Source organism: Mesorhizobium sp. M0306 (genome assembly GCF_040321655.1).
Lineage (GTDB): Bacteria > Pseudomonadota > Alphaproteobacteria > Rhizobiales > Rhizobiaceae > Mesorhizobium.
The window spans coordinates 1-25,030 of the sequence record NZ_JAMYRY010000035.1; the positions used below are offsets into that span (position 1 = coordinate 1).

Annotated in this window: 18 protein-coding genes and 1 pseudogene; 9 read left to right on the plus strand and 10 right to left on the minus strand. The window is 61.8% G+C overall.

Annotated features, from left to right (window positions below; all coding sequences use genetic code 11):
* Positions 1-783: 783 nt before the first annotated feature.
* Together NKI95_RS29630 and NKI95_RS29635 are read left to right on the plus strand one after the other, a co-directional pair.
* On the plus strand, positions 784-2,712 hold the full coding sequence (locus NKI95_RS29630) for an adenylate/guanylate cyclase domain-containing protein (protein WP_352721333.1): 1,929 nt from the start codon (positions 784-786) through the stop codon (positions 2,710-2,712).
* A 486-nt stretch (positions 2,713-3,198) separates the two neighbouring features.
* Complete coding sequence (locus NKI95_RS29635; protein WP_352721266.1) at positions 3,199-5,436, plus strand: adenylate/guanylate cyclase domain-containing protein; 2,238 nt, start codon at positions 3,199-3,201, stop codon at positions 5,434-5,436.
* A gap of 285 nt (positions 5,437-5,721) precedes the next feature.
* On the opposite strand, the gene gloA2 is transcribed toward NKI95_RS29635, so the two are convergent.
* The gene (gene gloA2 / locus NKI95_RS29640) at positions 5,722-6,267 is read right to left on the minus strand and encodes an SMU1112c/YaeR family gloxylase I-like metalloprotein (protein ID WP_502909277.1); all 546 of its coding nucleotides are present in this window, start codon (positions 6,265-6,267) and stop codon (positions 5,722-5,724) included.
* Positions 6,268-6,323: 56 nt separating this feature from the next.
* Positions 6,324-7,043, minus strand: coding sequence for a tyrosine-type recombinase/integrase (locus NKI95_RS29645; protein WP_352721268.1), 720 nt, complete (start codon positions 7,041-7,043; stop codon positions 6,324-6,326).
* A 496-nt stretch (positions 7,044-7,539) separates the two neighbouring features.
* Here NKI95_RS29645 and NKI95_RS29650 point away from each other — a divergent pair, with 496 nt between their 5' ends.
* From NKI95_RS29650 to NKI95_RS29670, 5 genes are all read left to right on the plus strand, one after another.
* Positions 7,540-8,724 (plus strand): ROK family transcriptional regulator, encoded by a 1,185-nt coding sequence (locus NKI95_RS29650; protein ID WP_352721269.1) that lies wholly within the window; start codon positions 7,540-7,542, stop codon positions 8,722-8,724.
* A 110-nt stretch (positions 8,725-8,834) separates the two neighbouring features.
* Positions 8,835-10,142 carry an extracellular solute-binding protein gene (locus tag NKI95_RS29655; protein ID WP_352721271.1) on the plus strand — a complete coding sequence of 436 codons (1,308 nt, stop codon included), beginning with the start codon at positions 8,835-8,837 and terminating at the stop codon, positions 10,140-10,142.
* A 77-nt stretch (positions 10,143-10,219) separates the two neighbouring features.
* Positions 10,220-11,140, plus strand: a complete 921-nt coding sequence (locus NKI95_RS29660; protein WP_292663288.1) for a carbohydrate ABC transporter permease — start codon at positions 10,220-10,222, stop codon at positions 11,138-11,140.
* Complete coding sequence (locus tag NKI95_RS29665) at positions 11,140-12,042, plus strand: carbohydrate ABC transporter permease (RefSeq protein ID WP_292663290.1); 903 nt, start codon at positions 11,140-11,142, stop codon at positions 12,040-12,042. Before NKI95_RS29660 ends, NKI95_RS29665 begins: the two co-directional genes overlap by 1 nt.
* A gap of 24 nt (positions 12,043-12,066) precedes the next feature.
* Entirely contained in the window at positions 12,067-14,208 is a 2,142-nt protein-coding gene (locus NKI95_RS29670; protein ID WP_352721274.1) for a beta-galactosidase, read from the plus strand.
* A gap of 123 nt (positions 14,209-14,331) precedes the next feature.
* On the opposite strand, the pseudogene NKI95_RS29675 reads toward NKI95_RS29670, so the two are convergent.
* Positions 14,332-14,538: pseudogene (locus NKI95_RS29675) on the minus strand (substrate-binding domain-containing protein); the annotation flags it as partial.
* A gap of 41 nt (positions 14,539-14,579) precedes the next feature.
* On the opposite strand from NKI95_RS29675, the gene NKI95_RS29680 reads away from it, so the two are divergent.
* Positions 14,580-14,711, plus strand: coding sequence for a hypothetical protein (locus NKI95_RS29680; RefSeq protein ID WP_352721342.1), 132 nt, complete (start codon positions 14,580-14,582; stop codon positions 14,709-14,711).
* Positions 14,712-15,190: 479 nt separating this feature from the next.
* Here NKI95_RS29680 and NKI95_RS29685 read toward each other — a convergent pair whose 3' ends face one another.
* From NKI95_RS29685 to NKI95_RS29715, 7 genes are all read right to left on the minus strand, one after another.
* Positions 15,191-15,610 (minus strand): Ohr family peroxiredoxin, encoded by a 420-nt coding sequence (locus tag NKI95_RS29685; protein ID WP_352721276.1) that lies wholly within the window; start codon positions 15,608-15,610, stop codon positions 15,191-15,193.
* Positions 15,611-15,665: 55 nt separating this feature from the next.
* Positions 15,666-16,700: an alpha/beta fold hydrolase gene (locus NKI95_RS29690; RefSeq protein ID WP_502909278.1), complete on the minus strand. Its 1,035-nt coding sequence runs from the start codon at positions 16,698-16,700 to the stop codon at positions 15,666-15,668.
* A 28-nt stretch (positions 16,701-16,728) separates the two neighbouring features.
* Positions 16,729-17,763, minus strand: a complete 1,035-nt coding sequence (locus NKI95_RS29695) for a redoxin domain-containing protein (protein WP_352721278.1) — start codon at positions 17,761-17,763, stop codon at positions 16,729-16,731.
* A 155-nt stretch (positions 17,764-17,918) separates the two neighbouring features.
* Positions 17,919-18,515, minus strand: a complete 597-nt coding sequence (locus NKI95_RS29700) for a VOC family protein (RefSeq protein WP_352721280.1) — start codon at positions 18,513-18,515, stop codon at positions 17,919-17,921.
* A 103-nt stretch (positions 18,516-18,618) separates the two neighbouring features.
* Positions 18,619-19,899 carry an epoxide hydrolase family protein gene (locus NKI95_RS29705; protein ID WP_352721282.1) on the minus strand — a complete coding sequence of 427 codons (1,281 nt, stop codon included), beginning with the start codon at positions 19,897-19,899 and terminating at the stop codon, positions 18,619-18,621.
* Positions 19,896-20,324, minus strand: coding sequence for a DUF6130 family protein (locus tag NKI95_RS29710; protein WP_352721284.1), 429 nt, complete (start codon positions 20,322-20,324; stop codon positions 19,896-19,898). The genes NKI95_RS29705 and NKI95_RS29710 overlap by 4 nt, the downstream gene beginning before the upstream one ends.
* Before the next feature lie 87 nt (positions 20,325-20,411).
* On the minus strand, positions 20,412-21,773 hold the full coding sequence (locus tag NKI95_RS29715) for an epoxide hydrolase family protein (protein ID WP_352721285.1): 1,362 nt from the start codon (positions 21,771-21,773) through the stop codon (positions 20,412-20,414).
* 226 nt (positions 21,774-21,999) lie between these two features.
* On the opposite strand from NKI95_RS29715, the gene NKI95_RS29720 reads away from it, so the two are divergent.
* Complete coding sequence (locus NKI95_RS29720) at positions 22,000-24,855, plus strand: ATP-binding protein (protein ID WP_352721286.1); 2,856 nt, start codon at positions 22,000-22,002, stop codon at positions 24,853-24,855.
* Positions 24,856-25,030 lie beyond the last annotated feature (175 nt).

Consider the following 25,030-nt stretch of genomic DNA (forward strand, 5'->3'; position numbering starts at 1 on the left):
TGGTGGTCGTGAGACCGGGGACGATCCGGCCGCACCCCAAAGTGGCTGAAACGAAGTGGAAGACGGCGGCGCGAGGCTTTCTTGGACCGTGAGGAATGGACGCAAACCGGGGTCCCCGCCACGCCTGCGTGGTGGGGTGGTACGGCCAGGGGAAGAAAACGAAGCGCCGTCGTTGCGGGAAGACGATCGAGACTGAGCGAAGCGAAGGCGGGTCCTCGGTCACACCCAATCCATTCGAGGACGCCTTGGGCCTAGGATGAACAGACAGGAGTGAACGCGGGGACGGCGATCAGTCACGCGCTTGCCCATCCGTGTCATGAGCGCTTTGCGGGCAATACAGGTAAGCTACACCTCAACCATGACCGCGATGATCGCCCCTGCACGTACCAACGCCCGATGGCCGGTGACCGGAGCTGGGCTGCGTCGTGAAGCTGGTGGACCGGATCCTTCGCGGCCAGCGATTGCCAAAGCGGTTTTCATAGGCGGCTCGGTATGCTTCGTCAGTGATCCGAAATCCGCGTCGTCAACAGCCTCTGGCGGTCAGATCGGCGATCGGCCGGCATTGTGAATGCCTGGAAGGGGCCGGAACCGGACTGTCAGCTTTCAAGATGACTGGACAAGATAGCCGGCCCTTGCGTCCAGCCTCGTCTGACCGCTGTGCGCCAGAAGCGACCTTTCGGACCACCGGGGCTAATGGACGACCTCCTGGCTTTGGCCGGGCGGGCTCGTCAGGGCGCCGCGATAGGTGTACAATTTTAGCCATGTTGGGTCCGGGGCCGGATGATGATCGTCCCTCCATTGAACCGGAAACTGCTGGCGATCCTTGCAGCGGATATGGTCGGCTATTCAACGGCGATCGAAATTGACGAAGCTGGCACCATCGGACGCCTGAGAGCTATCCGGGCCGACGTAACCGATACGGCGATCGCTCTGCATCAGGGTCGAATTGTCAAACTATTAGGAGATGGCGCACTTGTCGTCTTCGACAGCGTGGTCGATGCGGTAATCTGCGCAGCCGAAATTCAAAAAGCTGTGGCCGTTCGCAATGGTGGACTGCCGGAGCATGAGCGGATTGTGTTCCGCATCGGGATAAATCTTGGCGATGTGGCGCTCGTGGATGGCGATGTGTATGGCGACGGCGTCAATATCGCCGCTCGGTTGCAGCAACTCGCTGACCCGGGCGGCGTGATCGTATCGGGCACGGCCTTTGACCATCTGCAGGGCAAGCTTGATTGGCCCCTCGATTTCGCTGGCGAGCAGCAAGTCAAGAATATCAATCGCCCCGTGCGGATGTACCGGCTGAGGCTCGATGGCAAGCCGGTGCGCCGCCCGCTTCTCGGAATGATGCCGCGCTGGGCCAGGACGGCTGCGGCGGCCATCGTGGTGCTGGCTCTGGCGGGTGGAGGGACATGGTGGGTCTTTCAGCCTGCGCCACTGGGGGCCAAGCCGTCGATCGCGGTGCTGCCCTTCAATAATTATGGCGGCGACGAGGCCACCGGGCGTTTGGCCGATGGCCTCACCGAAGACATCATCACCGATCTCGCGCAGTTTCCCGAACTCGACGTCGTGGCACGCAATTCGACGCAAGCGTACAAAGGCAAGTCGCTGGATGTCCGCCAGGTCGCGAGTGCGCTCGACGTCGGCTATGTGCTGGAAGGCTCGATCAAGCGCCTGGGCGGTCGGCTGCGGATCACCGCGCAGCTGATCGATGCAAAAACCGGCAACCATCTGTGGTCGGAGCGATGGGACCGGCCTGCTGAAGACGTATTCGCCGTTCAAACCGAGATCGCCGAGCAGGTCACCAACCGCCTCGGCAACGGCGTGGGGCTGATTCAAGGCGCGGGGCGGGCTGCAGCGAAGCGTAAACGGCCGGACAACTTGACTGTCTATGATTACTATCTGCTCGGAACCGAAAGGATTGAAAAGATTACTGTAGCGGATGAGGAGGAGGCCATCAGGCTGCTCAACCTCGCTGTCGAGCTGGACCCGGGGTTCGCCCGCGCCTGGGTGGAACTTTATCATGCTCATAACATATTGGCTGGCTTCGGTATCAATCCCGAGAGCGAGATCAAGGCGGCTGCCGATGTAGCCGAACGCGCGGTGCGGCTCGATCCGAGCGACGCCGAGGCGCACGCCGTTTTTGGCATGAGCCTCAAAGACAAGGGCGACAACGCCCGCGCCAAGGTCGAGCTGGACACGGCCCTCCGCCTCGCTCCGGGTTCGGCCGAAATCCTGACATTCTATTCCGGCTTTGCGGCAGGCTTCGACGAACCCGAACGCGGCGCTCAGTTGGTCGACCAAGTTATACGGCTCGACCCGAATTACCCGATGTGGGCAACTGCTTTCTACTCCACTGCCTATTTTATGGCTGGTCGCTATGAGGACGCCTTGAAGATGCTGGAGCGCAAGACGCCCGATAACTACGGCAAAGGGGGTTGGGTGGTGCGTAGCAGCTCCTTTGCGGCTCTGGGTCGAATCGATGAGGCGAATGCTTCGGTCCGGGAAACCCTCAAACGGTATCCGGACCTGACCGTCGAGGGCATGGTCAATGAATTCAGCTTGAGCAAGACGGAGCGCGGTCGTTTCATCGAGACAATGCCGCTAGCCGGCTTCCCGGCGTGCGCCAAGACCGGGTCGCTGGCAAAACTCGCCAAACCTGTGCGGCTGCCGGAATGCGAGGCGGGGGAGGCGCAGCCTCTCGGGCAGCCATAGAACAAGCTCGGCGCAAAAGGGAGACGTGAGCCGCGAATCGCCCCGGCACTGGCGGGCGCTGTCGCCGAAGGTTGGAGGCGATGACGCGTATGGTTGTGACGCCGCGCGAGGCTCCCGCTAGCGAACGAAGAACTCAGGGTCAAACGCTCAAGTGAGTATCCCTACGGTGGAAGCCGGCTGAGCAAGTGATTTTCTGAGCAGTGGCGACTATGTCAGGAATTGGGCCGCAAGCGGAATGTCGGCTTCGGGCCTCGGATATTCAATAGCGGACCTTCACGCCGGCGCGAGGATCGTCGTGAGCCGACCCAAACGAGCCATTCCGGCAGGCAAGCTCGAATGTCTCGAATGTAGTGAATACGACATTGACAAAACCTCGCCATATCAGCCGTCGATGAAAGCGCGGAAAGAAGGGATTTGCTGAGCGCCGGTGAGGTCGGTTTCCTTTCAGAACAACTGATACTATGATCCTGCGGGGCCAGGCCAACAATGGACCGCAAGCTTGCCGCGATTCTCGCCGCCGATGTCGTGGGCTATTCGGCTCTGATGGAGCGCGATGAGGCCGGCACGTTCGAGCGCCTTCGCGCCGGACGCAAGGAACTGTTTGAACCCGAAATTGCACGCCACCACGGCCATATCTTCAAGCTGATGGGCGACGGGATGTTGGCCGAATTCGGCAGCGTCATCGATGCCGTCGAATGTGCGGCGTCGCTGCAGCGCGGGCTTGGCGAGCGCAACGCTTCGCTTCCCGAAACCGAGCAGATTCACGTGCGGATCGGCATCAACCTCGGCGAGGTGATCGTCGAGGGCGAGGACCGGTATGGTGACGGGGTCAACATCGCAGCCAGGCTTCAGCAACTGGCGGAGCCCGGCGGCATCTGCCTGTCGGGAAAAGTGGCCAAGGAGGTGGAGAGGAAACTGGCTTTCGCCTTCGAGCCGATGGGCGAGCAGAGGGTCAAAAACATTGCCCGACCAGTTCAGACCTATCGCGTGGTGCTTGATCCAGCGGCAGCGGGCACGACCCTCAAAGCTCGCCGCCGGCCGCGCGCCTGGCGCCTTCCGGTAGCGGCGGCTGTTCTCATCCTGGCCCTCGGCCTTGCCGCGGCATGGTGGCAGCCGTGGGAGAGGCCTGCGCAACCTGCTGCGCCCGCGGCCAGCGAGGCGGTACATGCCCGGCCGTCGCTCGTAGTCCTGCCCTTCGACAATCTCAGCGACGACAAGGAACAGGAATATCTCGCCAACGGCTTCACCGAGGACCTGACGACCGAACTGGCGCGCGTGCCCGGCCTTTTCGTCGTCTCCCGCAACGCGGCCTTTGCCTACAAGCACAAGGACACGAAGCCGGCGGAGATTGCTGCGGCATTGGGCGTCCGCTATCTGCTGGAAGGCTCGATTCGCCGCGTCGGCGACAACATGCGCATCAATGCGCAACTGATCGACAGCTCGACATCCGGACATCTCTGGGCGGAGCGCTTCGACGGCCGGTGGGCGGACGTGTTCGCGCTGCAGGACAAGGTCGTCGGCAGCATTGCCGGCGCGCTCCAGCTCCGCCTGGTGAGCGTCGCGCCGGCCGCCCGCGTGGGAGGCACAAACAATCCCGAGGCCTATGATGTCTATCTCAAAGGGATGGACATCTATAACCGCATCAACACCCCCGAGGAGTTTGCGCAGGCTGTGAAGCATTTCCAGCACGCGGTGCAACTCGACCCCGATTTCGGCGCGGCTCATGCCCAACTCGCCTGGGCCTATTGGGACGCGGACATCACCCGGGCCGTGGTGATGGGGCTCACGCGAGCCGAGGCCTATGACAAAGTCCACGAAACCCTGAAGCTCGCCGCCCGACATCCCTCGCCGGGTTATTATCAACTGGTCGCCGAGTTGATGGTCAGGGAGCACAACTCGGACGAAGCAGTCACCGTTCTTCTGAAATCGGTGGCGCTCGATCCTAGCGATTCCTGGAATTATCTCTCGCTGGCCAATGCCCTGAATTTCAACGGCCGGCCGAAGGAAGCGCTGAGCTATCTCGATGCGGCTGCGCGCGTCGACCCGATCTCGTGGATGGACTACAGGCGCTACCAGGCCGGACTGGCCGAGTTCGGTCAAGGGAAATTCGAGGGCGCGGTTCGCTCCATCGAGAAGATGGACCTTGCTTCGCCCGATCCACCGGCCAACTTCTATGCCCTGCAAGTCCTTGTTTCGGCCTATGGGCATCTTGGGCGCACCGACCAGGCCGCGGCCGCCTTGGAAATGTTTAGGAAGGCTGTTGCGCGCAGAATGGAATACGACACGAGCCAGTTGATCACCCAGGACTACATGGTGTTCAAGAATACGGCCGATATCGAACGCCTTTTGGCCGGCCTGACCAAGGCAGGTGTGCCCGATCTGCCGGCATTGGCAAGGGCAGGCATGAATCCGAAGGACCGGCTCACAGGCGCGGAAATAAGGTCTCTCATGTTCGGCCACGAAACGCGCGGAAAATTGGCGTTTGACAAGTTCCTGCCGATGCAGCGCACGACCTCCGTCGACGGCGCCGTCAGCGAGACCATTGGCCAGAGGACCCACTCAGGAACCTCGTGGGTGCAAGGCAATTTCTTGTGCAATGCCTTTCCGGTAGAGCTGACAAGCTGTGGAGCAATTTATCGCAATGTGTTCAGGACGCCGGGGGCCGACGACGAATACAAGGCCGTTTACCGCTGGGACCAGTTCGAGTTTTCGGTCGTCAAGTGAACTCCCAAATGCCGCAAAGGCCGAAAGTCTGCTTGCAGGATATACATGCGACCTTGTTCGCCATAACGGCAAACGACCGGAATGGGCGCATCCGCGACGTTCCGCGCGGTTGCGGGTAATGTTCGCTTGAGGCAGTAGCACAGCTAACTTCAATGACCGACATGAGGCACAGAGCGGTCTGCCTCCTCGCCCGTGGCAAGGGAGCCCGGTGACGCACCCCGAGTTGGCGGATTATATCTACCAACTGCCGTTCCCACCTCCGTGATCGCGAAAGCGAACCGTTCCTTATGGGGCTTCGTAGAGTTCCAACGGCAATCCATCTGGGTCGCTGAAAAAGGTAAACCGTTGGTCTGTATATGGGTCGATCCGGATTGGCTCAACGGCAACGCCGGCGGCTTCCAGGCGCATAATTACGGGATCAAGATTCGTCACGGCAAATGCCAGATGTCTCAGGCCTGTCGCCTCTGGATGGGACGGCCGCATCGCTGGTGCAGGGAAGGAGAACAATTCCAGCTGGACGGACCCGATCCGCAGATCCGCCTTCCATGACTGCCGCTCTTCCCGATAGACCTCCCGGATCAGATCGAGACCGAGAAGTTCGACGTAGAACCGTCGCGACCGCTCGTAGTCGGTGCAGATGAGCGCGACGTGGTGAATGGCGTTCAGCATGCCACGAACTCTAGCCAAGCTGGGATTTGAGGCCAAGGTCACCATCGGGGACGCGGCATGATATTGCCGCCAGAGCGCGAACAAATCCGTATTTCGGCTGGCCTCGCGATAGGCAGCTATCAACGCCGATCTTGCCAAAAGCTGTCGGGCAGAAATGTCCATGTTAACCGCCGGCCGAAGGTGAACGTACGGCAGCCTCCAGGATTGGCGGACGGCGGCTATGCGGCGCACTGCTCAAACCCAGCCCCATAACTGGGGCGGTAGCTTTTCAAAAATGGTGGCCTCTCGGCGAACAAGAGAGGCCACCCATTCTCAGTTCCCTCGGCTAGCGTGAGCGCGTTCTCGACTTCCACACCGAGATATCGAACCGTATTCTCGATCTTGGTGTGCCCAAGCAGGATCTGGACCGCCCGGAGGTTGCCTGTTGCCTTGTAGATGATTGATGCCTTGGTTCGTCTGAGCGAATGTGTGCCGTATTCTTCACGCCGCAGACCAATCGCCGAAACCCATTCGTCAACCAGTCGGGCGTACTGCCTCGTACTCATTGGGACCGAACGATCGATCCTGCTTGGGAAGGCATAGTCGTCGATAGTTCCACCACGCCGCTCAAGCCATGCGAGCAAGCTAGCACGGGCGTCAGTCATAAGCTCAAACTGAACAGGCCGACCTGTCTTTTGCTGCACAACCATTGCACGCGTGCGGATTTCGGGACCGACGGCCAACGTGCCGATCTTAATCTTCACGAGATCGCAACCACGCAGTTTGCTGTCGATTGCGAGATCGAAGAGGGCGCGATCACGTAGCCGAGCTTCGCGATCCAAGAAAAAGCGGATCGCCCATACCTGTCTCGGTTTCAGTGCTCGTTTCGCTCCGACCTTCCTTCCTGCATTCCAAGCGCATCGCTCATGCGCTCCGGGATCATACTGTGAAAGTCCCATGACGTTTCTCCTTCGGCCACCACGGCCGGAAGGAAAAACAGATTCATTGCGGGTTTGCTGGCGTTTTGTGAGCGCAAAGCGACGGTGGTCTCCATGTCCGATAAGAGGCGCACTGCCGCCCGGCAGCCTGGGGGCCGTTAACGGCCTGGCAGCTTTCAGGATGACTGGCAAGAAAGCCGACCGTTGCGTCCAGCGTAGTGCGGACCGCTTTGCGCCAAAAGCGGTCATTGATGTTGGTTCCGCGCCAAAGGCGGACGAGCTCGTAACCGATTGAAGCAACCGGAGTCAGTTATTTGCACGAGTAAGCGCAGTGACTCCGGAGGGCTTGGGCGCCCGCCACGGATCGCCGTAGTCATCGAACGGGCTACCGCGGTAGCTTTCACTGCGGAGCGACAACTGACGTTCGGCGTCATCAGAAAAAGGCGGACTCTGGCACGGTTCTGGTCTATGCCGACGCTGGTTGCCGGTCCGCCGGCCTTCTGCAACTGGTCCATTAATGAAGCGCCAGCCCACGACGTCGAGCCTGTTACGCCGACTCAATCGTTCGGCCGTGGTGGATTTGATCCGCACCGAAGGAGTGGCATCCCCTTCGAGCCTCGCCGAGCGACTGAACATCAGCATCCCGACGGTGATGCGGGTGATCGAGGATCTGATTGCCGAGGATTTGGTGGCGTATGACGGGTTTGACGAGGCCAATGTCCGGGGCCGTCCCCGGGCACGCATCAAGTTCCGGGGCGCGGCGCATGCCATCATCGGCATCGAGGCCGGCAAGGGCGAGTTCTATGGCGCCGTGGCCAATCTCGAGGGCGTCGTGCAGACCGAAATGCACGAGACCGCCGACGATGATGGCGAGCGAAATTTCGAGAAGCTGGTCGGCCTGATCCGCCGGCTGATGGCGGCCCCCCGTCCGCGCGGCCAGACCATTCGCGGCATCGGCATTGGCCTGCCCTCGATCGTCAGGCAGCCGGAGGGCGAAGTGGTGCTGACGCTCGGGCTCGGCTGGCGCGACATGCCGTTGCGGGCGCGGCTCAGCGAGCATTTTCAGATGCCCATCGTCGTCGAAAACGGGCGCAACCTCGCCGCCGTGGGCGAATGGGGATTCGGGGCCGGGCGTGGTGCCGGCAGCGTCGTGAGCATCTCGATCGGGCCCGGCGCCGGCGCGGGCGTCGTGATCGACGGCAAGCTCTATGGCGGGCACTCGCATGCGGCGGGCGAGATCGGCTGGTATCTCGACGACCCCCTCCTCACCGGGCGGCCGTTCGAACATCTGGGCGACAAGCAATCGCTGCGCTTTTTCGGCATCCCCGAACAGGCCACCAAGATGCTCGAAGAGGCCAACACCCAGTATGCGGCGGGAAAGCTCACCCTGGCCGCCGTCACCGACCGGCAGGCGGACAAAATCGCGCCGGTTGTCACCGAGTTGCTCGACTATGCGACGATGGCGGTGGGCAGTGTTGCTGCCTTCATGAACCCGGAAATCATCGTACTGGCGGGCCGGGTCGTCGGCGGCGGTGATCTGGTGCTCGATGTGCTGCGGCATCGCCTCAAGGGCAATGTGTACGACCCGCCGCGCCTCGTGGTCGGCGCGCTGGGGCACCGCGATATCGTCCTTGGAGCGGTGCGCCTGGTGCTCGATGCGACCACCCTCAACCCTGCCGACAGCCTCGTGATGGCCGACTAAGATCAATCGATCGCGATTGACAGCGACTGAATCTCGGCATTAAGTTTCTAACTGAAAGAAAAACCGCGCCCTGCGTCGTGTGGGAGCGTATCTTTCGTGGGAGGACTTCAATGACGAAGATTTTCAATCCGCTTGGGCGGACGATGCAGCGTCGTGACTTCTTGAAAGTTGCGGGTGCGAGCGTTGCGGTAGCGGCCCTGCCGGCGGCAGCTCGCGGTGCCGATCCCGTCAAGCTGCTCGTGTGGTCGTGGCTGCCGGATTTCCAGACGCAGATCGACATGTTCAACGCCGCGCACCCGGGCATCCAGGTCAAACTCGTGAATGCCGGCCAGGGGGCCCCCGAATATCAGGCGGTCCGTGCGGGCCTGAAGGCGGGCAGCGGCCTGCCCGACGTCGTCCATATCGAATTCCAGTTCCTCGAGAGCTTCCGCCAGATCGACGCGTTCGCCGATATCGGCCAGTGGGCAAACCCGCACAAGGCGGAGTTCCCCGAAGGCACGTGGACCCAGGTCGCCAAGGGTGATGTTGTCGGCGGCATGCCATGGGATTCCGGTCCGATGGCGATGCTCTACCGCAAGGACATCTTCGACAAGCATGGCATCACGCCGCCCGCGACCTGGGCGGAATTTGCCGATGCCGCCAAGAAGCTGCATGCGGCCGACCCCAATGTCTTCCTGACGGACGCGTTGCTCAGCAATGGCGGCTGGGTCAATGGTCTTCTGTGGCCGATGGGTTGGAAGCCGATCAGGCGCGATGGCGACAAGCTCGCGATCAACATCAACGACAAGATTTCCAAGGACTTCGCCGCCTATTGGCAGGACCTTATTACCGCGGGTGTCATCGAGACCAAGCCGGGGTTCAACAATGAGTGGTACACCGGCCTCGACTCGGGCCGCTATGCCACCTGGCTCACCGCCGGCTGGGGTCCGGTGTTCCTGACCTCGGTCGCCAAGACCAGCGTGGGCCAGTGGCGTGCCGCCGATCTGCCGCAGTGGGACGCGAGCAAGTTCGCGACCGGCAATTGGGGTGGCTCAGCGCTGGCCGTGATGAAAGCGACCCAGCATCTGCCCGAGGCCGCCGAACTCGCGATCTGGCTGACTACGAATCCCGAAGCCACAAAGCTCTACACCACCAAGCAGTTCCTGTTCCCATGCACCACCGCTCTGCTGACCAGCGCCGAGTTCGCCGGCCAGAAGATGGACTTCTACGGTGGCCAGGCGGTCAATAAAGTGTTCGCCAAATCGGCGGCCGCAGTCAGTAACTTTGAGTGGAGCCCGTTCCAGGACTTCTTGTACCAGTCGATGGAAGATGAATTCGGCGCCTCGATCGGCGGCAAGGGCACGCTGTCGGATGCGTTCGACCGCATCCAAGACGCCGTCGTCACCTACGCGCGGGAACAAGGCTTCACTGTAGACTGAGTTCTCCCGGGCAACGGCCGGGCGCGCTTGATCGGCGCGCCCGATCTCTTCATCTTGCCGGACGGGGGACCATGGCAATGTCGAATTCGCCAGCCGCAGCGACGCGCCCAGCGCGATCGGGCGGTTTTACGTCACGAAAGCTCGCGCCCTATCTGTTCCTGGCGCCCTTCGTGCTGCTATTTATCGCCTTCATCGTCGCGCCGCTTGTCTATGCGTTCTATATGAGCCTCTACCGCGACACGCTGGTGGGCGGACGGCAATTCGCGGGTGCAGCCAGCTACATCAAGGTTATGGGCGACACCAAATTCTGGGGCGGCGTGTGGAACCTCGTTCTGTTCGGCATCGTGCAGATGCCGATTATGCTGAGCCTGGCGCTGTTGTTCGCCATCGTGCTCGATCGTGGCCAGGTCTATGCCAAGGGCGTCTTCCGGCTCGGCTTCTTCCTCCCCTACGCCGTGCCGAGCGTGATCGCGACGATCATCTGGGGTTATCTCTACGGCCCCACCTTCGGCCCGTTCACGCAGATGGCCAAGGCGTTCAACCTGCCGCCGCCGGACTTCCTGTCGCCGGGCGCGATGATCTTCTCATTGGCCAATATCGTGACGTGGGAATATGTCGGCTACAATATGGTGATCTACTACGCCGCGCTGAAGGCGATCCCGTCGGACCTCGCCGAGGCCGCGCGGGTCGATGGCGCCTCGGCCTGGCAATTTGCGCGGCTGATCCAGCTGCCGCTGCTGTGGCCGGCGATCCTGATCACCATCATCTTTTCGATCAACGGCACCCTGCAGCTGTTCAATGAGCCGTATTTGATGCGCGCGCTCGCCAGAAACACCATCAATTCGAGCTACACGCCGAACCTCTATGCCTATTCGCTGGCGACTTCGAACCAGCAGTATGGCTATGCGGCCGCCGTCTCGTTCGTGCTTGGCATCGTGATCGCCGGCGCCTCCTACATCTTCACCCTGATCACCAACCGCCGTCGGCCGGAGCAATGATGACTGCGACGACCGACATCGCCACTTTCGAAGCTGCCAAGCGCCGGCCCGGCGAACGGCGGCGCTCGCGGATCATCCTCACGCTGCTGCTGTCACTGTTCCTCATCTACAGCTTCGTGCCGCTGGTCTATCTGGTCCTATCGGCAACGAAGACGAATGGCGACCTGTTCACCACGTTCGGCTTCGGCTTCGGCACCGAGTTCAACCTCTGGCAGAATCTGAGCGATCTGCTGGCGCGCGACAACGGCATCTTCATGCGCTGGATGTTCAACAGCGTGCTCTATTCGACCGTCGCCGGGCTCGGTGCCGCGATCTTTGCTACCGCGGCAGGCTATGCGTTCGCCAAGTTCAAATTCGTCGGCCGCAATCTGCTGTTTGCGCTGGTCTTGGGCGCTGTGATGATCCCGCAGACGGCCCTTGTCGTGCCGATCTTCCTGCTGCTGGCGCTTTCGGGTCTCAGCGACAATCCGCTGGGCGTGATCCTGCCCTCGATGATCTCGCCGATCGGCGTCTATCTGATGTGCGTCTATATCGAGCAGGGCGTCGACGACGAACTGCTCGACGCGGCGCGTATTGATGGCGCCGGCGAGTTCGTGATCTTCCGCGCCATCGTGCTGCGGCTGGTGGCGCCGGGCATGGTGACCGTGGCGCTGCTCTCGTTCGTCGGGACCTGGAACAATTACTTCCTGCCGCTCATCGTGCTGCGCTCGCAGGAGTACCAGCCGATCACAGTGGGCCTTGCGACCTGGTATCAGCTCGCGCAGCAGGGCGGTGGCGGCGGAGAGGTGCTGTTCTCGATCATCATCACCGGCGCGCTGGTCGGCATCATCCCGGTCATCGTGGTGTTCCTGCTGCTGCAGCGGTTCTGGCAGGGCGGCCTCACCGCCGGCGCCGTCAAATAGATTATCGCCTGGAGTTTTCCGACTATGACGATTGCCTCGAAATCCGCGCCGCTCTCTGTCTGGCGGCCGATCGCGACCGACACTTTCCTCGTCGGTACCCCGCATTACCCGGAGCATGTCGATGAGAGCTATTGGCAGCGCGACGCCGACCGCATGGCAGCCGCGGGCTTCAACGCGGTGCGACTTGCGGAATTCGCCTGGCATATTATCGAGCCGCATGAGGGGACGTTCGACTTCGATTTGTTCGACCGCGCCATAGATGTGCTGGGCAAGGCTGGCATCAAGACCATCATGTGCACGCCGACGGCGACGCCGCCGCGCTGGCTGACGGCGCGTTATCCCGAAGTGTTGCGCGTCGATGCCAACGGCCGCGCCATGAGCCATGGCTCGCGCCAGCACGCCAATCTTGCGAGCGGAGTGTTCCGCGAGCATTCGAAGCGCATCACTAAAGCGATGGCCCAGCATTATCGCGGCAATTCGCACATCATCGGCTGGCAGACGGACAATGAGCTCAATACTTCTGGATCGCTGTCCTACGGTCCGGTGACTCTGGCCGAGTTCCAGGCCTTCCTCAAGGACAAGTACAAGACCATCGCCGCGCTCAACGATGCGTGGGGCGGGCATTTCTGGGCCACCGCCTACGACGATTTCGATCAAGTGGTGCTGCCCCTCGACTACGCCCCTGCCCCGGTCGGGCCGACCCATGTGGTCGACTATCACCGCTTCCTCGCCTTCGTCACGGCGCGGTTCCAGCACGATCAGGTGCTGATCCTGCGCGCCACCAATCCCGACTGGTTCGTCTTCCACAATCTGGGGCGGATCGACGACATCGACTTCCGCGGCGAGTTCTCGACCGATCTCGATTTTCTCGGCTTCGACATCTACCCGCATCTCTATGACGAGATGCAGCGGGTCGGCGGCGTCGGCGAGGTGCAGGCGCTGCATCTCGACATCTGCCGCGGCTTCACCGGCAACTTCATCGTGCCCGAGCAGCAATCGGGCTTCGGTGCGCAGCCGAACATCTCTACGCTGACGCCCGAACCCGGCGAGATGCGCCGCATGGCCTATACATCAGTGGCGCGCGGCGCCGATGGCGTGATGTTCTTCCGCTGGCGGCCGGCGCATTTCGGTGCCGAGATCTATTGGATGGGCATCATCGATCACGACGACATCCCGCGGCGGCGCTATGACGAGGCCAAGCAGTTTGCGGGTGAGGTCACGGCGCTCAAGGACAAGATCCTCGGCACGCATGTGCGTATGGATTTGGGCATCGCCGGATCAGATTTCGACAATCAGGAGATGCACCGCTCCTACCCCATCGGCATGCCGAGCCCGCAGGACGATGCGACGCTGCTGCACCGCTATTGCTACCGCCACAACATCGCCTGCGGCTTCATCCATCCCGAGGATGATCTCAGCAAGCTCAAGACGCTCTACGTGCCGCATTGGCTGAAATGGACCGATGCGTGGACGGCGCGGATCGAGGCCTTCGCTAAGGCGGGTGGAACGGTAATCCTGGGCGGCCGCACCGGATCACGCGACGTTAACAACCACGTCATCCGCGACACCTCGCCGGGCAAGACGCTCTCGGCGCTGGCCGGGATCACGGTCGAGGAGTTCGGGTTGCTGCCGCCGATCGGCGGCGACGGCCTGTTCGAGCATGGCGGCCGCTTCGGCGCCAACACGGTGCGCAAGAAGCTGCCGGCGACGTCGGCGAGCCGCCAATACGAGCTCAAGATCGGGAATGCCCAGGTGACGGCGGCGCATCTTTATGAGCTGCTTAACGTCGCGCCCGGCACGGAGGTTATCGGCAGCTGGGCCAACCGCTTCGCCGAGGGCCAAGCCGCGATGACTTCGCGCAAAGTCGGCAAGGGCAATGTGATCTACCTCGGCACGTACCTCAGCGATGCTCTGGTCGAGGTGCTGGCCGATCAGGTGCTGGCGCCCGCCGGTATCGTGCCGCTCATCACCGACATGCCGGCCGGCGTCGAAGCGACCATCCGCGAGAGCAAGGACCGCCGCCTGCTATTCATCCTCAACACGCTGGGCGAGCTGGCAAGCATCGGCAATGTCCCCGCGGGCAAGGATTTGCTCGGTGATGGCAAAGTACGCGGCGGTAAGCTGTCGCTCCCGGCCTATGGCTGCAGCATCATCGAACTCGACTAGGGATGGCGTCGCGAGGCTTTGGGAAACGCTCAATATCTTCTGTCCCGGTAATCTTAGATTGGGCAGCAATCTCCACTCTAGGCATCTTTGTGCTGCCACGTGCCACGACTTTAGGTGCGACCGTCACGAACACGCTTTTCGTACGTCCCTCGTTTGCGCAAAGTTCGGCCCCGACTGATCGAAACCTGTCATGGAGGCGATACTGAGATCGCAAAAGGCTGTATTGTCGTGATCCATTATTGCCACGTCGCCTGGCACATGCAGACCCAGCTCCCTGGCAACGCTCAAAACCTCGAAAGCGACGACATCCGACCAACAAAAGACCGCTTCGGGGGCGTGTTGTTTGTCGAAATAGTCGAAGCGCTTGTTTCATGAACACCCTTCTGATCACCATCCCGCCGCTGAACGTCTACCTGTTCTTCAACCGGCAGATCGTCGCTGGACCCGTGTCCGCTTTGGGCCAAACCGGATATCATGTCGTCCAAGCCGAACGGCTGCTTTGAGGAAACGGCGAATTTGATCTCAACAGCCGACATGCGGCGCAAAGCTGCTATTCCCCGAGCGCAGCACCAAGATCTGCCTAGGGTCACGGCCTGCCGCTGGGCGGTCGCGAAGGAAAGTGTGTTGACAGGGGTCAGATCTTCTCTTTGGACAGGGTGAGACGAGGCGACCCCGGCACAGGTCGCCGTTAAGTTCCGCACTGCAATCTTATGCGACTTTCGAAGCACAGAGCGTGGACATCGAACCCGAAGGCGGCTTTGCTACCCGACCCTGCAAGCCAGGGTCGCGTTCCACGGGACAGCGATCAGCAGCGCGGCATTGGAGGGGTCTCGGTTGGGGCCGACAACGGACCGGCAGCTTCGAGCCCGCGGATATCGAAAGCGGACATTCACGTCGATGTGGGCATGATCATGATCTGACCCTGAACAGACTGGGAGCGAGGTGGCAAAAGCTTCAACGCCGAAGAGCGATCTAGGTCAAATCAGACGATCCTCATTACGACATCGATGTTGCCCCGTGTCGCTTTGGAGTAAGGACAAATCTCGTGCGCTTCATCCACCAGAATTTGTACCACATCGCGCTCCAGACTCGGCACGGCAATATCCAGTTGGACGCTAAGAAAGTGGCCGTTTTCTCCGTAGTTCAGATTCACCTCGGCCTCGATGCTCATCCCTGCAGGCAGCGCGATTTTTCGTTCGTGGGCCGCAGATGCGATTGCGCTTGCGAAGCTGGCCGACCAGCCGGCCGCGAGCAACTGCTCCGGATTGGTGCCGATGCGCGCCGATCCAGGCGTCGATAGCCAGATGTCCAGAAGGCCGTCGGAACTGCGCGAGGCGCCATTTTCGCGACTGCCCGTGGTTGCGGTCCTGGCCGTATAGACAACCCTTGCGATGTGGCTCATGGGCATTCTTTGCTGGTAGCGGTAACCGCCGCTTCGGCGGTTGCCGCGAACTCGATCAGGCGTCGACTTCGACAACGGCATCGGCAAAGGCCTGCGGCGCTTCCTGGGGCAGGTTGTGCCCGATGCCGCCGGTGACGACCCGATGCGCGTATCTGCCCGGGAACATCGTGGCGTATACGCTGGCGTCCGGATGCGGCGCGCCATTGGCGTCGCCTTCGAGGGTGATCGTCGGCACGCCGATGACCGGTGCCTGCGCGAGTCGCTCCTCGAACGCGTCGTATTGCTGCTCGCCGGCGGCGAGTCCGAGCCGCCAGCGATAATTGTGGACCACAATGGCCACGTGATCGGGATTGTCGAAGGCTGCGGCGCTGCGCTCGAATGTGGCATCGTCGAAATTCCACTGCGGCGACGCGAGTTGCCAGATCAGCCTGGCGAAATCTCGTGTGTATTTCTCGTAGCCGGCGCGGCCGCGATCGGTGGCGAAGTAATATTGATACCACCATTGCAGCTCGGCCTTGGGTGGCAGCGGCAGCTTGCCGGCTTGCTGGTTGCCGATGAGGTAGCCGCTCACCGAGACCATCGCCTTGCAGCGTTCAGGCCATAGTGCGGCAATGATGTTCGCGGTGCGGGCGCCCCAGTCGCAGCCGCCAATCGTCGCCTTTTCGATGCCCAGTGCGTCCATCAGGGCGACAATGTCCGCGGCAATCGCTGACTGCTGACCGTTGCGCATCGTGTCGTCCGACAGGAATCGGGTCGTGCCGTATCCGCGCAGGTAAGGAACAATCACGCGGTGGCCTTTCGCTGCCAGCTGAGGAGCGACATCGGCATAGGTGTGGATGTCATACGGCCAGCCATGTAGCAGGATGACGGGCGGGCCGTCGGTCCGTCCAAGTTCCGCATAGCCGACGCTCAGCACGCCGGCCTCGATCCGCTTCAAGGGCCCAAAGGACGCCGCAGGCTCTCCAGTCGTCTGTTGCGCTTGTGCCGGGCCGATCAGGCCGAACTGAGTGGCGGCGACAGCCATCGCGGCGGCGCCAAAGAACCGACGGCGATCTTGGTCGATCTCATCCGGGATATTGAGCGAATGCATTTGGGAACCTCTATCCATGCGCGGGCGATCAGCCGAACGTGAATGCAAAGACCTCCACGCCTGAGTCGAGAAACTCGATCTCGAACTGGCGATCGACGATGGGTTTCGATTGTCGGATCAGTTGGTACAGGCGCTGCTCTGTCACTGCGCCTTCGCCCATTTCATTGACGTCGATGCCGTGAGCCGTGCCTGGCGGCTGCCCGTCGATCAGCACGCGAAATCTCACAGACGTTCCCGGCGCTGCCGGACCCATGACCAGATGAAGGTCGCGCGCGTGAAAACGGTACGCGATGCGGGCATCGGACTTGTTCAGTACGGCGGTTTCTTTCCTTACCGTCCAACTGCCAGACAGCCCCCACTCATTCAGGCGTAGTCGCGCCGGCACGTCGTAGATGTGCGGCGCGTCCAAGACCGCTTCACCGCCGGAGGCAAAATTCTGGGTGCGTTCGTAGCCGAGATAATTTTCCGGAGACTTGAGGGTCTCCCAATCGGCCGCGGCTTCGATGCCGCGGGCATCCACCGACACAGGCTCACGGTCGAATCCGCCGGCGCCAGCCTCAGTCAGCAATTCCTGGATGACCATTTCCGACTGTTGGTATGAGCCCTCGCCAAAGTGGTGATACCGGACGCGTCCCCGCGAATCGACGAAATAGAGTGCCGGCCAGTACTGGTTGCTGAAAGCCCGCCATATGAGATGGTCGTTGTCGACGGCGATCGGGTAATCGATCCCCAGGTCTTTCACCGCCCGGTGCACGTTGTTCAGGTCTTTTTCGAACGAGAACTCCGGCGCGTGGATTCCGATCACCACCAAACCATGCTTCCGGTATTTCTCGTCCCAGGCCTGAACGTAGGGAAGCGTGCGCAGCCAGTTGATGCAGGTGTAGGTCCAGAAATCGATGAGGACGACCTTGCCATGCAAAGCCGACGCCGTCAGCGGCGGCGAATTTATCAACTCGTGCGCCACGCCAAGCGAAGCAAGCTCGGATTGACCCTCAAACTGGTCGGAGGAAAGTCCGTGAAGGAACGGAACCCTCATCGGTGCGGAGGCTATCGGCTGAGCCACATTCGTGTCTCCCAGAAAACTGGCAATCGGAGCCCGATTGCCATTGCGAGCGCCACGGCGACGAGCAGCTTGATTGCTTTCATCGACGACGCCTTTTCAGTTTCGATCGATATCGCCGCGCAGACGGTTCAGCGGCGCGCTGCGCGCTGAATCCTTCAGAGCGGAAGCTCTTTGCCGGCCTGCTCAGCCACCATGTATTCCGCGTACCAGTCCGGCCAGTTCTCATCGCGCTGGCCGCCGTTGCGCTTCTCGTGCTCGCCGTGGGCCTCCGACGCGCGTCGCAGCGCGGCAACAAGATCCGCTCCGGAAGCGTAGGTCGTGGTGTTGGAGTCGATCCGGCCGGGAAAGCGGGTGGTGATTTCCTGCAGCAGCCATTCGTTGCCGTCCGGGTCCTTGAACGTCGCGAACGAGGAGTAGCTGCGCCGCTCGGGATCGCGCCCCTTGACCGCCGGCTTGCCGGGACCTGTGCGGTGAAACGCCTCGCTGACCTCGGCGCCGTGGCCAATGAGCTCGGCGCGCGCCGCCTCGATGTCCGACACGACAAGATAAAGTCCGCTTGCCGAGCCGGGCTCCGCCGTCGTGACCCCCGTGCCGAAGTGGATCGAGGCAGGCGAGCCCGGAGGTGTGAACTGCACACCCCGGAACGTGTCGCCGACGACGAAATCGCCGTCGAGCCGCCAGCCCAGGCCGATATAAAAGCTCTTGGCGCGATCGACGTCCGAGACGGGGATGACCACGACCTCGAGCTTCATGTCGAGCGCCTGCTTTTTGAGGGTCCCGGTCGCAGTTTCGTGCTTTTCGTCACGGGGCGTTTTCATGGTTTGAGACATTTGTCGTTCCTTTCGAGTGAGGTGGCTATTTGGTTTGCCGCAGCGGCCTGAACGCGGCGCGCAACTCGGCAGAAAAGAGCTCCGGCCGCTCCCACGCGGCGAAGTGGCCGCCTTTGTCGACCTCATGGAAGTAGATCAGGTTGGGGTAGGCGCGCCGGGCCCACGTCTCGGGGGCCTGATAGCCTTCCCCCGGAAAGACCGTGATGGCCACCGGCAGCGAGACTTCGCTGGTCTTTTCAGGGTCGGCAAAAACGGGACTGCGCCCACCGCCGTACTCCCAGTAAATTCGCCCGGACGAGGTGGCGGTGTCCGTCAGCCAGTACAGCGTGATATCGTCCAGCACCTCGTCAGGCGACTTTTCGGGGTTGCTTTTGTCGTAGGTCCAGCCCGAAAAGCCCGGATGCCCGAGCATCCAAGCGGCGAGCCCTGCGGGGGAGTCATTGATGGCGTAACCGATCGTCTGGGGCCGGGTGCCCATCATCGTGGCGTAGGATCTGTTCCCCATCTTGGCGGCCATGCTGAGCGCATCGAACGCCGCGCGCTCCTTGTCCATGAGCCCCGCCGGCGCCGGTCCGCCGGCGGCGAGCACCGCGGCAATCTCTGGCGGTACGACAGCCGGCAGGTTGACATGAATGCCGAGCAGGCCTGCCGGGGCCAGACGTCCCATTGCATTCGAAATGGGAGAGCCCCAGTCGCCGCCCTGGGCGACGTAATCTGTGTAGCCAAGGCGCTTCATCAGCTCTGCCCAGGCTCGTGCAATGCGGTCTGTACCCCAGCCGGTATCTGTGGGTTTGCCGGAGAAGCCGAAACCCGGCAACGACGGCAGTATGAGGTCGAACGCGTCTTCCGGGCTACCGCCATGCGCCGTGGGATCGGTGAGAGGGCCGACGGTCTTCAGCAGTTCCAGCACCGAGCCGGGCCAGCCATGCGTCATGATCAGCGGCAGGGCATTGGGATGTTTCGAGCGAACGTGAATGAAATGGATGTCCACGCCGTCGATCGTGGTCATGACCTGGGGCAGGGAATTCAGCTTCGCTTCCGCTGTCCGCCAGTCGTAGGCCGTGCCCCAATACTCGACGAGCGGCCTGATCTTCGCGAGCTGTATGCCCTGCGACTGGTCATCGACCGTCTCCCGGTCGGGCCACCTTGTCTGCGCAATGCGACTGCGAAGATCATCGAGCGGCGCTTGCGGCACATAGACTTTGAAGGGCCGGATCGAGCGATCCTCGACCTGGTTGGCGGAGGCGGGCGCGGAGAGGATGCAAAGCCCGAATGCCAGCACGGCCGCCAGTTGGTCGAGCCTCATGGCTGCACCTTCTTGTCCGGAGTGTGGAACGTCACCGTTTGTTTGGTGAAGACTTTGCCTTCGGGATCCACCACCTCGATCAGCACCTTGTGCTGGCCGCTTGGCATGCCAACCAAGATGATGGTGTTGCTCTGACCGTAGTCCGCCCACGCCCAAGGCAGGTCGTCGACGGTGACGTGCAGATGCCCGACCCGCGGAGACACGTTGCGCGCGGGCGCCCCGCCCACAGGCAGGATGCGCAAGTTCTCCACCCGGTACGGGATGAACACGACGCCGCCGGCCAACGGACCCGGAAGCGGCGGCTCCACGATCAGCTTGGGTGCGGCCTCGTTGTCGATGGGAACGACCGTACTCTGGGCAAACGCGCCCGTGGCGAGCACGGTGCAAACCACGAGTGCGGTGAGCGTCTTGATGAGGGGGTTCATTGCAGTCGCTCCCTTCGGAGGTTCGCTACGCAGCTATCGCTGGGCGGAAGATGACGAGCGTCCGGCGCGCCATCCTCCGCCAACACGTCATGTCTGCAACGTCTTGAATGTTGCGCGCACCTCATCGGTGAAACTCTTCGGCTGCTCCCAGGCGGCGAAATGGCAGCCCTTGTCCGTGCGGCCATAGTGCAGAAGCTTCGGGAACGCGCGTTCGGTCCAACTCTTCGGTGCGGTGTAGATTTCACTGGGGTTCGCAGTCGCACCGACGGGAATGGTGATGCCCTTGGCGTCGAAGAAGCCGGCCTTCGCCGTTTGCGTATGTTCCCAATAGAGACGTGCCGACGAGATCGCCGTGTTCGTCAGCCAGTAGAACGTGATGTTGTCGAGGATGTCATCGCGGGTAAGGCCCTCCGGCTCTCCATCGAAGGAGCGGGCGATCAGCGCATAACTGTCCGCATCGTGATCGAGGATCCACGCCGCCAGGCCGGCCGGTGAATCGACGATCCCGTAGAGCGTTTGCGGACGAAGAGCCATCTCGTTGGCGTAGCCCAAGCCGTTTTTGTAGAAGAACGCTACCTGCTCGTAGGCACGCTTCTCGTCGGGGCCAAGATCAGCGGGGGGCGGACCGCCGGAGGCCAGCGCCTTCACGATCTCCGGCGGAATGGTCCCCGGCATATTCGTGTGGATGGCGACCAGCTCGGGAGGTGCGATCAGGGCCATCTGTTCCGTGATGAGTGCTCCCCAATCGCCGCCCTGCGCGACGTAGCGGTCGTAGCCGAGGCGTTTCATCAGCACGATCCACGCCCGCGCGATGCGCCCGGGATCCCAACCCGTTTCGGTGGGCTTGCCGGAAAAGCCGTAGCCCGGCATCGACGGGATCACCACGTCGAACGCCTCCGCCTCCGTGCCTCCGTGCGCAGTGGGATTGGTGAACGGGTCGATGATCTTCAAAAGTTCGATGACCGAACCGGGCCAGCCGTGCGTGATGATGACAGGCAGGGCGCCCTGATGCTTAGACTTCACATGGATGAAGTGGATGTCGAGTCCATCGATCTCAGTGACGAAATTCGGCAGGGCCTTCAACTGCGCCTCGCACTTGCTCCAATCGTATTCCGTTCGCCAGTACTGCATGAGCTTCTGCATTGTGGCGAGTTGCACGCCCTGCGTTGGCCCTACAGTTGCTGGGGTCGACCAGATCCGCCGGGACGCCTCGTCGGAGACGAGTTCGCGCTGGGGCCAGCGCGTGGCGGCGATGCGCCGGCGAAGCTCATTGATCTCCTCCTGCGGGAAACTGACGGTGAAAGGGCGGATGGTATCGCTCGTGGATGCGGCGGCCAATTGCGACGGGAGCAGGCTTGCCGCGCCGGCGGCGGCGATGCCGGCCGCCGCAGTGCCCAAAAGTCGCCGGCGATCCTGGTCGATTGCTTCGGAGGTTCTGGTCGTGTCCATGGGTCTCTCCTGGGTTGATGGGTTTGCGATCTATCTGCGTAGCTTGAACTACGCCCAGGAGGCGGGATTTGCCCGTTATGCGTCGTGAGCTTGTGTTAGCCGCTGCCAGCCTGCCGCTTTTTTGAGCAGATAGGAGGCGCCTAGACTGTGAGACTCCCTATGGTGCAGGTGCGCTCCTTGACTTAAACTGCGACGCTGGGTGCAGGCGGCTCCAAAAGAAGACGCCATGACGAAAACGGGAATACAAGCCAAAGACAGATTGTCGTTTGGCCCTTTCCATTTTGCTGCGGGTGAAAGGCTTCTGACAAGAGAAGGCGCTCCCGTAGAGCTGGGTTCGCGCGCCATCGACATTCTCATAGTCCTGACCTCTGCACCGAATGAAGTCGTCAGCAAGAAAGATATAATGTCGCGGGTTTGGCCGGATGTCGTCGTCGAGGAAGGCAGCCTGCGGTTCCACATGACCGGACTGCGCAAGGCGCTGGGCGATGGAAAGGATGGCGCGCGGTACATCGCGACCCTTCCGGGGCGGGGCTATTGCTTCGTTGCGCCGGTTTTGCGATTAAACAGCCCACGCGACGAAGCCCTATTCATTGCCGCTGAGTTTCCGCACGCGAATCTTCCAAACCGCTTGAGCCGGATGGTCGGACGGGACGAGGATGTTCTTAAGCTGTCGGTGCAGCTGAATGCTTCGCGGTTCGTCACCATCGTTGGCGCCGGTGGCGTCGGCAAAACCACCGTCGCGATCGCAGTCGGGCATCACCTGATCGAAGCATTTTCAGGGGCGGTCTTGTTCGTCGATCTGGGAATGATCGGCGATCCCGGTCTGGTGACGACAGCCGTCGCCTCGATGCTTGGACTAACGGTTCAAACAGAGGATGCGACGCCCAACCTGATCGCTTACTTGCGCAACAAGCGGATTCTCTTGATCCTCGATACCTGTGAGCATCTCGTGGATGCGGTGGCGCCTCTGGCCTCGAGCATCGTCGATGCGGCGTCACAGGTCTACATCCTGGCGACGAGCCGCGAGGCGCTTCGGGTCGAGGGCGAACATATCTGCCGGTTGGATGCGCTTGCGTTTCCGCCCGACGAACCGGGGCTAACGGCGGCCATCGTCCAGACATTCCCGGCCACCCAGCTGTTCGTCGAGCGAGCGGTGGCAGGTGGCGCTCGTTTGGACGTCGGCGACGCCGAGGCCTTGATCATCGCAAGCATCTGCCGAAAGCTTGACGGGGTGGCGCTCTCGATCGAACTGGCGGCCAGACGCGTCGAATCCTATGGGCTGCAGCAGACAGCCGCGCTTCTCGATCAACGCCTGACACTGCTGTGGCTCGGTTCACGGACAGCGCCGCCGCGTCAGCAGACCTTGCAGGCGACACTAGACTGGAGCTTTGGGCTCCTGACCGACGTTGAGCGCGTGGTGCTTCGCAGGCTCGCTGTATTCGTCGGTCATTTCACGCTCGATGCCGCCCTGGAGGTCGTGACGAGCGCGACCCTCGACCGATCGACCGTCCTTGGCGCCATGGACAGTCTTGTCGCCAAATCGATCGTGGCGACGCGTCCGGTCGGAGCAATGATGCGCTACAGGCTCCTCGATACGACGCGCGCCTACGTTCTCGACATCCGGATCGATGACGCCGAGGCTGCCGATCTGGCAGTGCGCCACGCCGCCTACTATCGGAGATGGCTGGAGCAGACCGGGATCGAGTGGCCAAGCCTGGCGACCGGTGAGGAGCGGGCGCCCCACTTCGCCGCCATCAACAATGTCCGGGCTGCCCTGGAATGGTGCTTCGGCGACAGCGGAAACGCCGAGATCGGCGTCGGACTCGCCAGCGCTGTCGCGCCGGTTTTCCTGGCAATGTCCTTGTTGCCGGAGTGTCATCGCTGGTCTGAAAGAGCAATATTCGCTTTCGACGATGCCGCCCTTGGCGGACTTGACGAGATGCATCTTCAGGCAGCCCTCGGCGTGTCCTTCATGTTCATGCGGGGAGGACGCGACAGGGCGCGCGTAGCTCTGGAGAGGAGCCTGGCGATCGCCGAGGAGCGCGGCGATCCGCTGGACCGGGTGCGTCTGTTGGGTTCGCTCAACATGTTCCATCTGCGGACGGGCAATTTCGCAACCGCCCTTGAGTTTGCAAGGCGTTGTTCAGCCACAGCCGCGACCTTGGACGACTCGGTCGTCAACGCGCTGGCACACTCGATCCTGGGCATCTCGCTCCACCTGCGAGGCGACCTCGCGGAGGCCCGCGCAGAGCTGGAGGCGGCGCTCGACCGTGGGCCGCGCTCCCAGCGGACCACGACGATCTATCTGGGCTTCGAAGGCAAAATCCTGGCCAGGGCCATCCTGGCGAGGAACCTTTGGCTACAAGGCCATCCGGATCAAGCCATGGCACACGCCCGACAGGCCGTCGAAGAGGCTGCCGCCATGGATCATTCTCTAACGTTGGCGATCGCGTTGATCTGGGCGATATCGGTCTTCCTGTGGACCGGTGACCTGAAGAGCGCCGAGGCGTACATAGATATGCTCATCGCCCGCGCGGAATCCCATTCCATGACTCCTTACCTGCTGGTCGGTCGGGGCTTCAAAAGCGAAGTCGCGATCCGTCACGGCGATGCAAAAAGCGGCGTCGAGGGCCTGCAGACATCTCTTCAGAAGCTCCACGCGGCGCCTTATGAATTGCTCACGACGCCGCTCAAGCTCTCGCTAGTTAGGGGACTGTCCGCGATCGGTCAGGTTGATGAAGCCATTGCGTTGATCGATGAGTCGCTTGGTCAAGTCGAAAAGAACGGCGACCAGTTGTACCTCCCGGAGTTGCTACGGATGAAGGGAAGCCTCCTGCTCCAGTCGGAGCGCAACCGTGATGAAGCTGCCGCCTACCTCATGCAGGCACTGGAGTTGAGCCGAAGTCAGCGCGCACGGGCATGGGAGTTGCGAACCGCAATCGACATGGCGACGCTGATGGCCGGGCGCGGGGAGATCAACAGCGCTCGCGAGCTCTTGCAGTCGGTTGCGGCGTATTTTGTGGAGAGCCTGAATACGGCGGATGTCGGGGCTGCCGAACACCTGCTGGCGACGCTGAGGTAGAGCCTCAATGCCACTTCTCCTAATGGTGTCGTCCGCTCCCGGCGCAATTTCGACGGTGGTGTGGGCACTATTAATGTCGGCTTCGGGAGGACAGGAGTGGCTGGCTGAATGACCGACATGAGGCGAATTCCGGTCCGACAGCTTTTTGGGCCGGAAGCGGCCGGTCCGGTCTGCG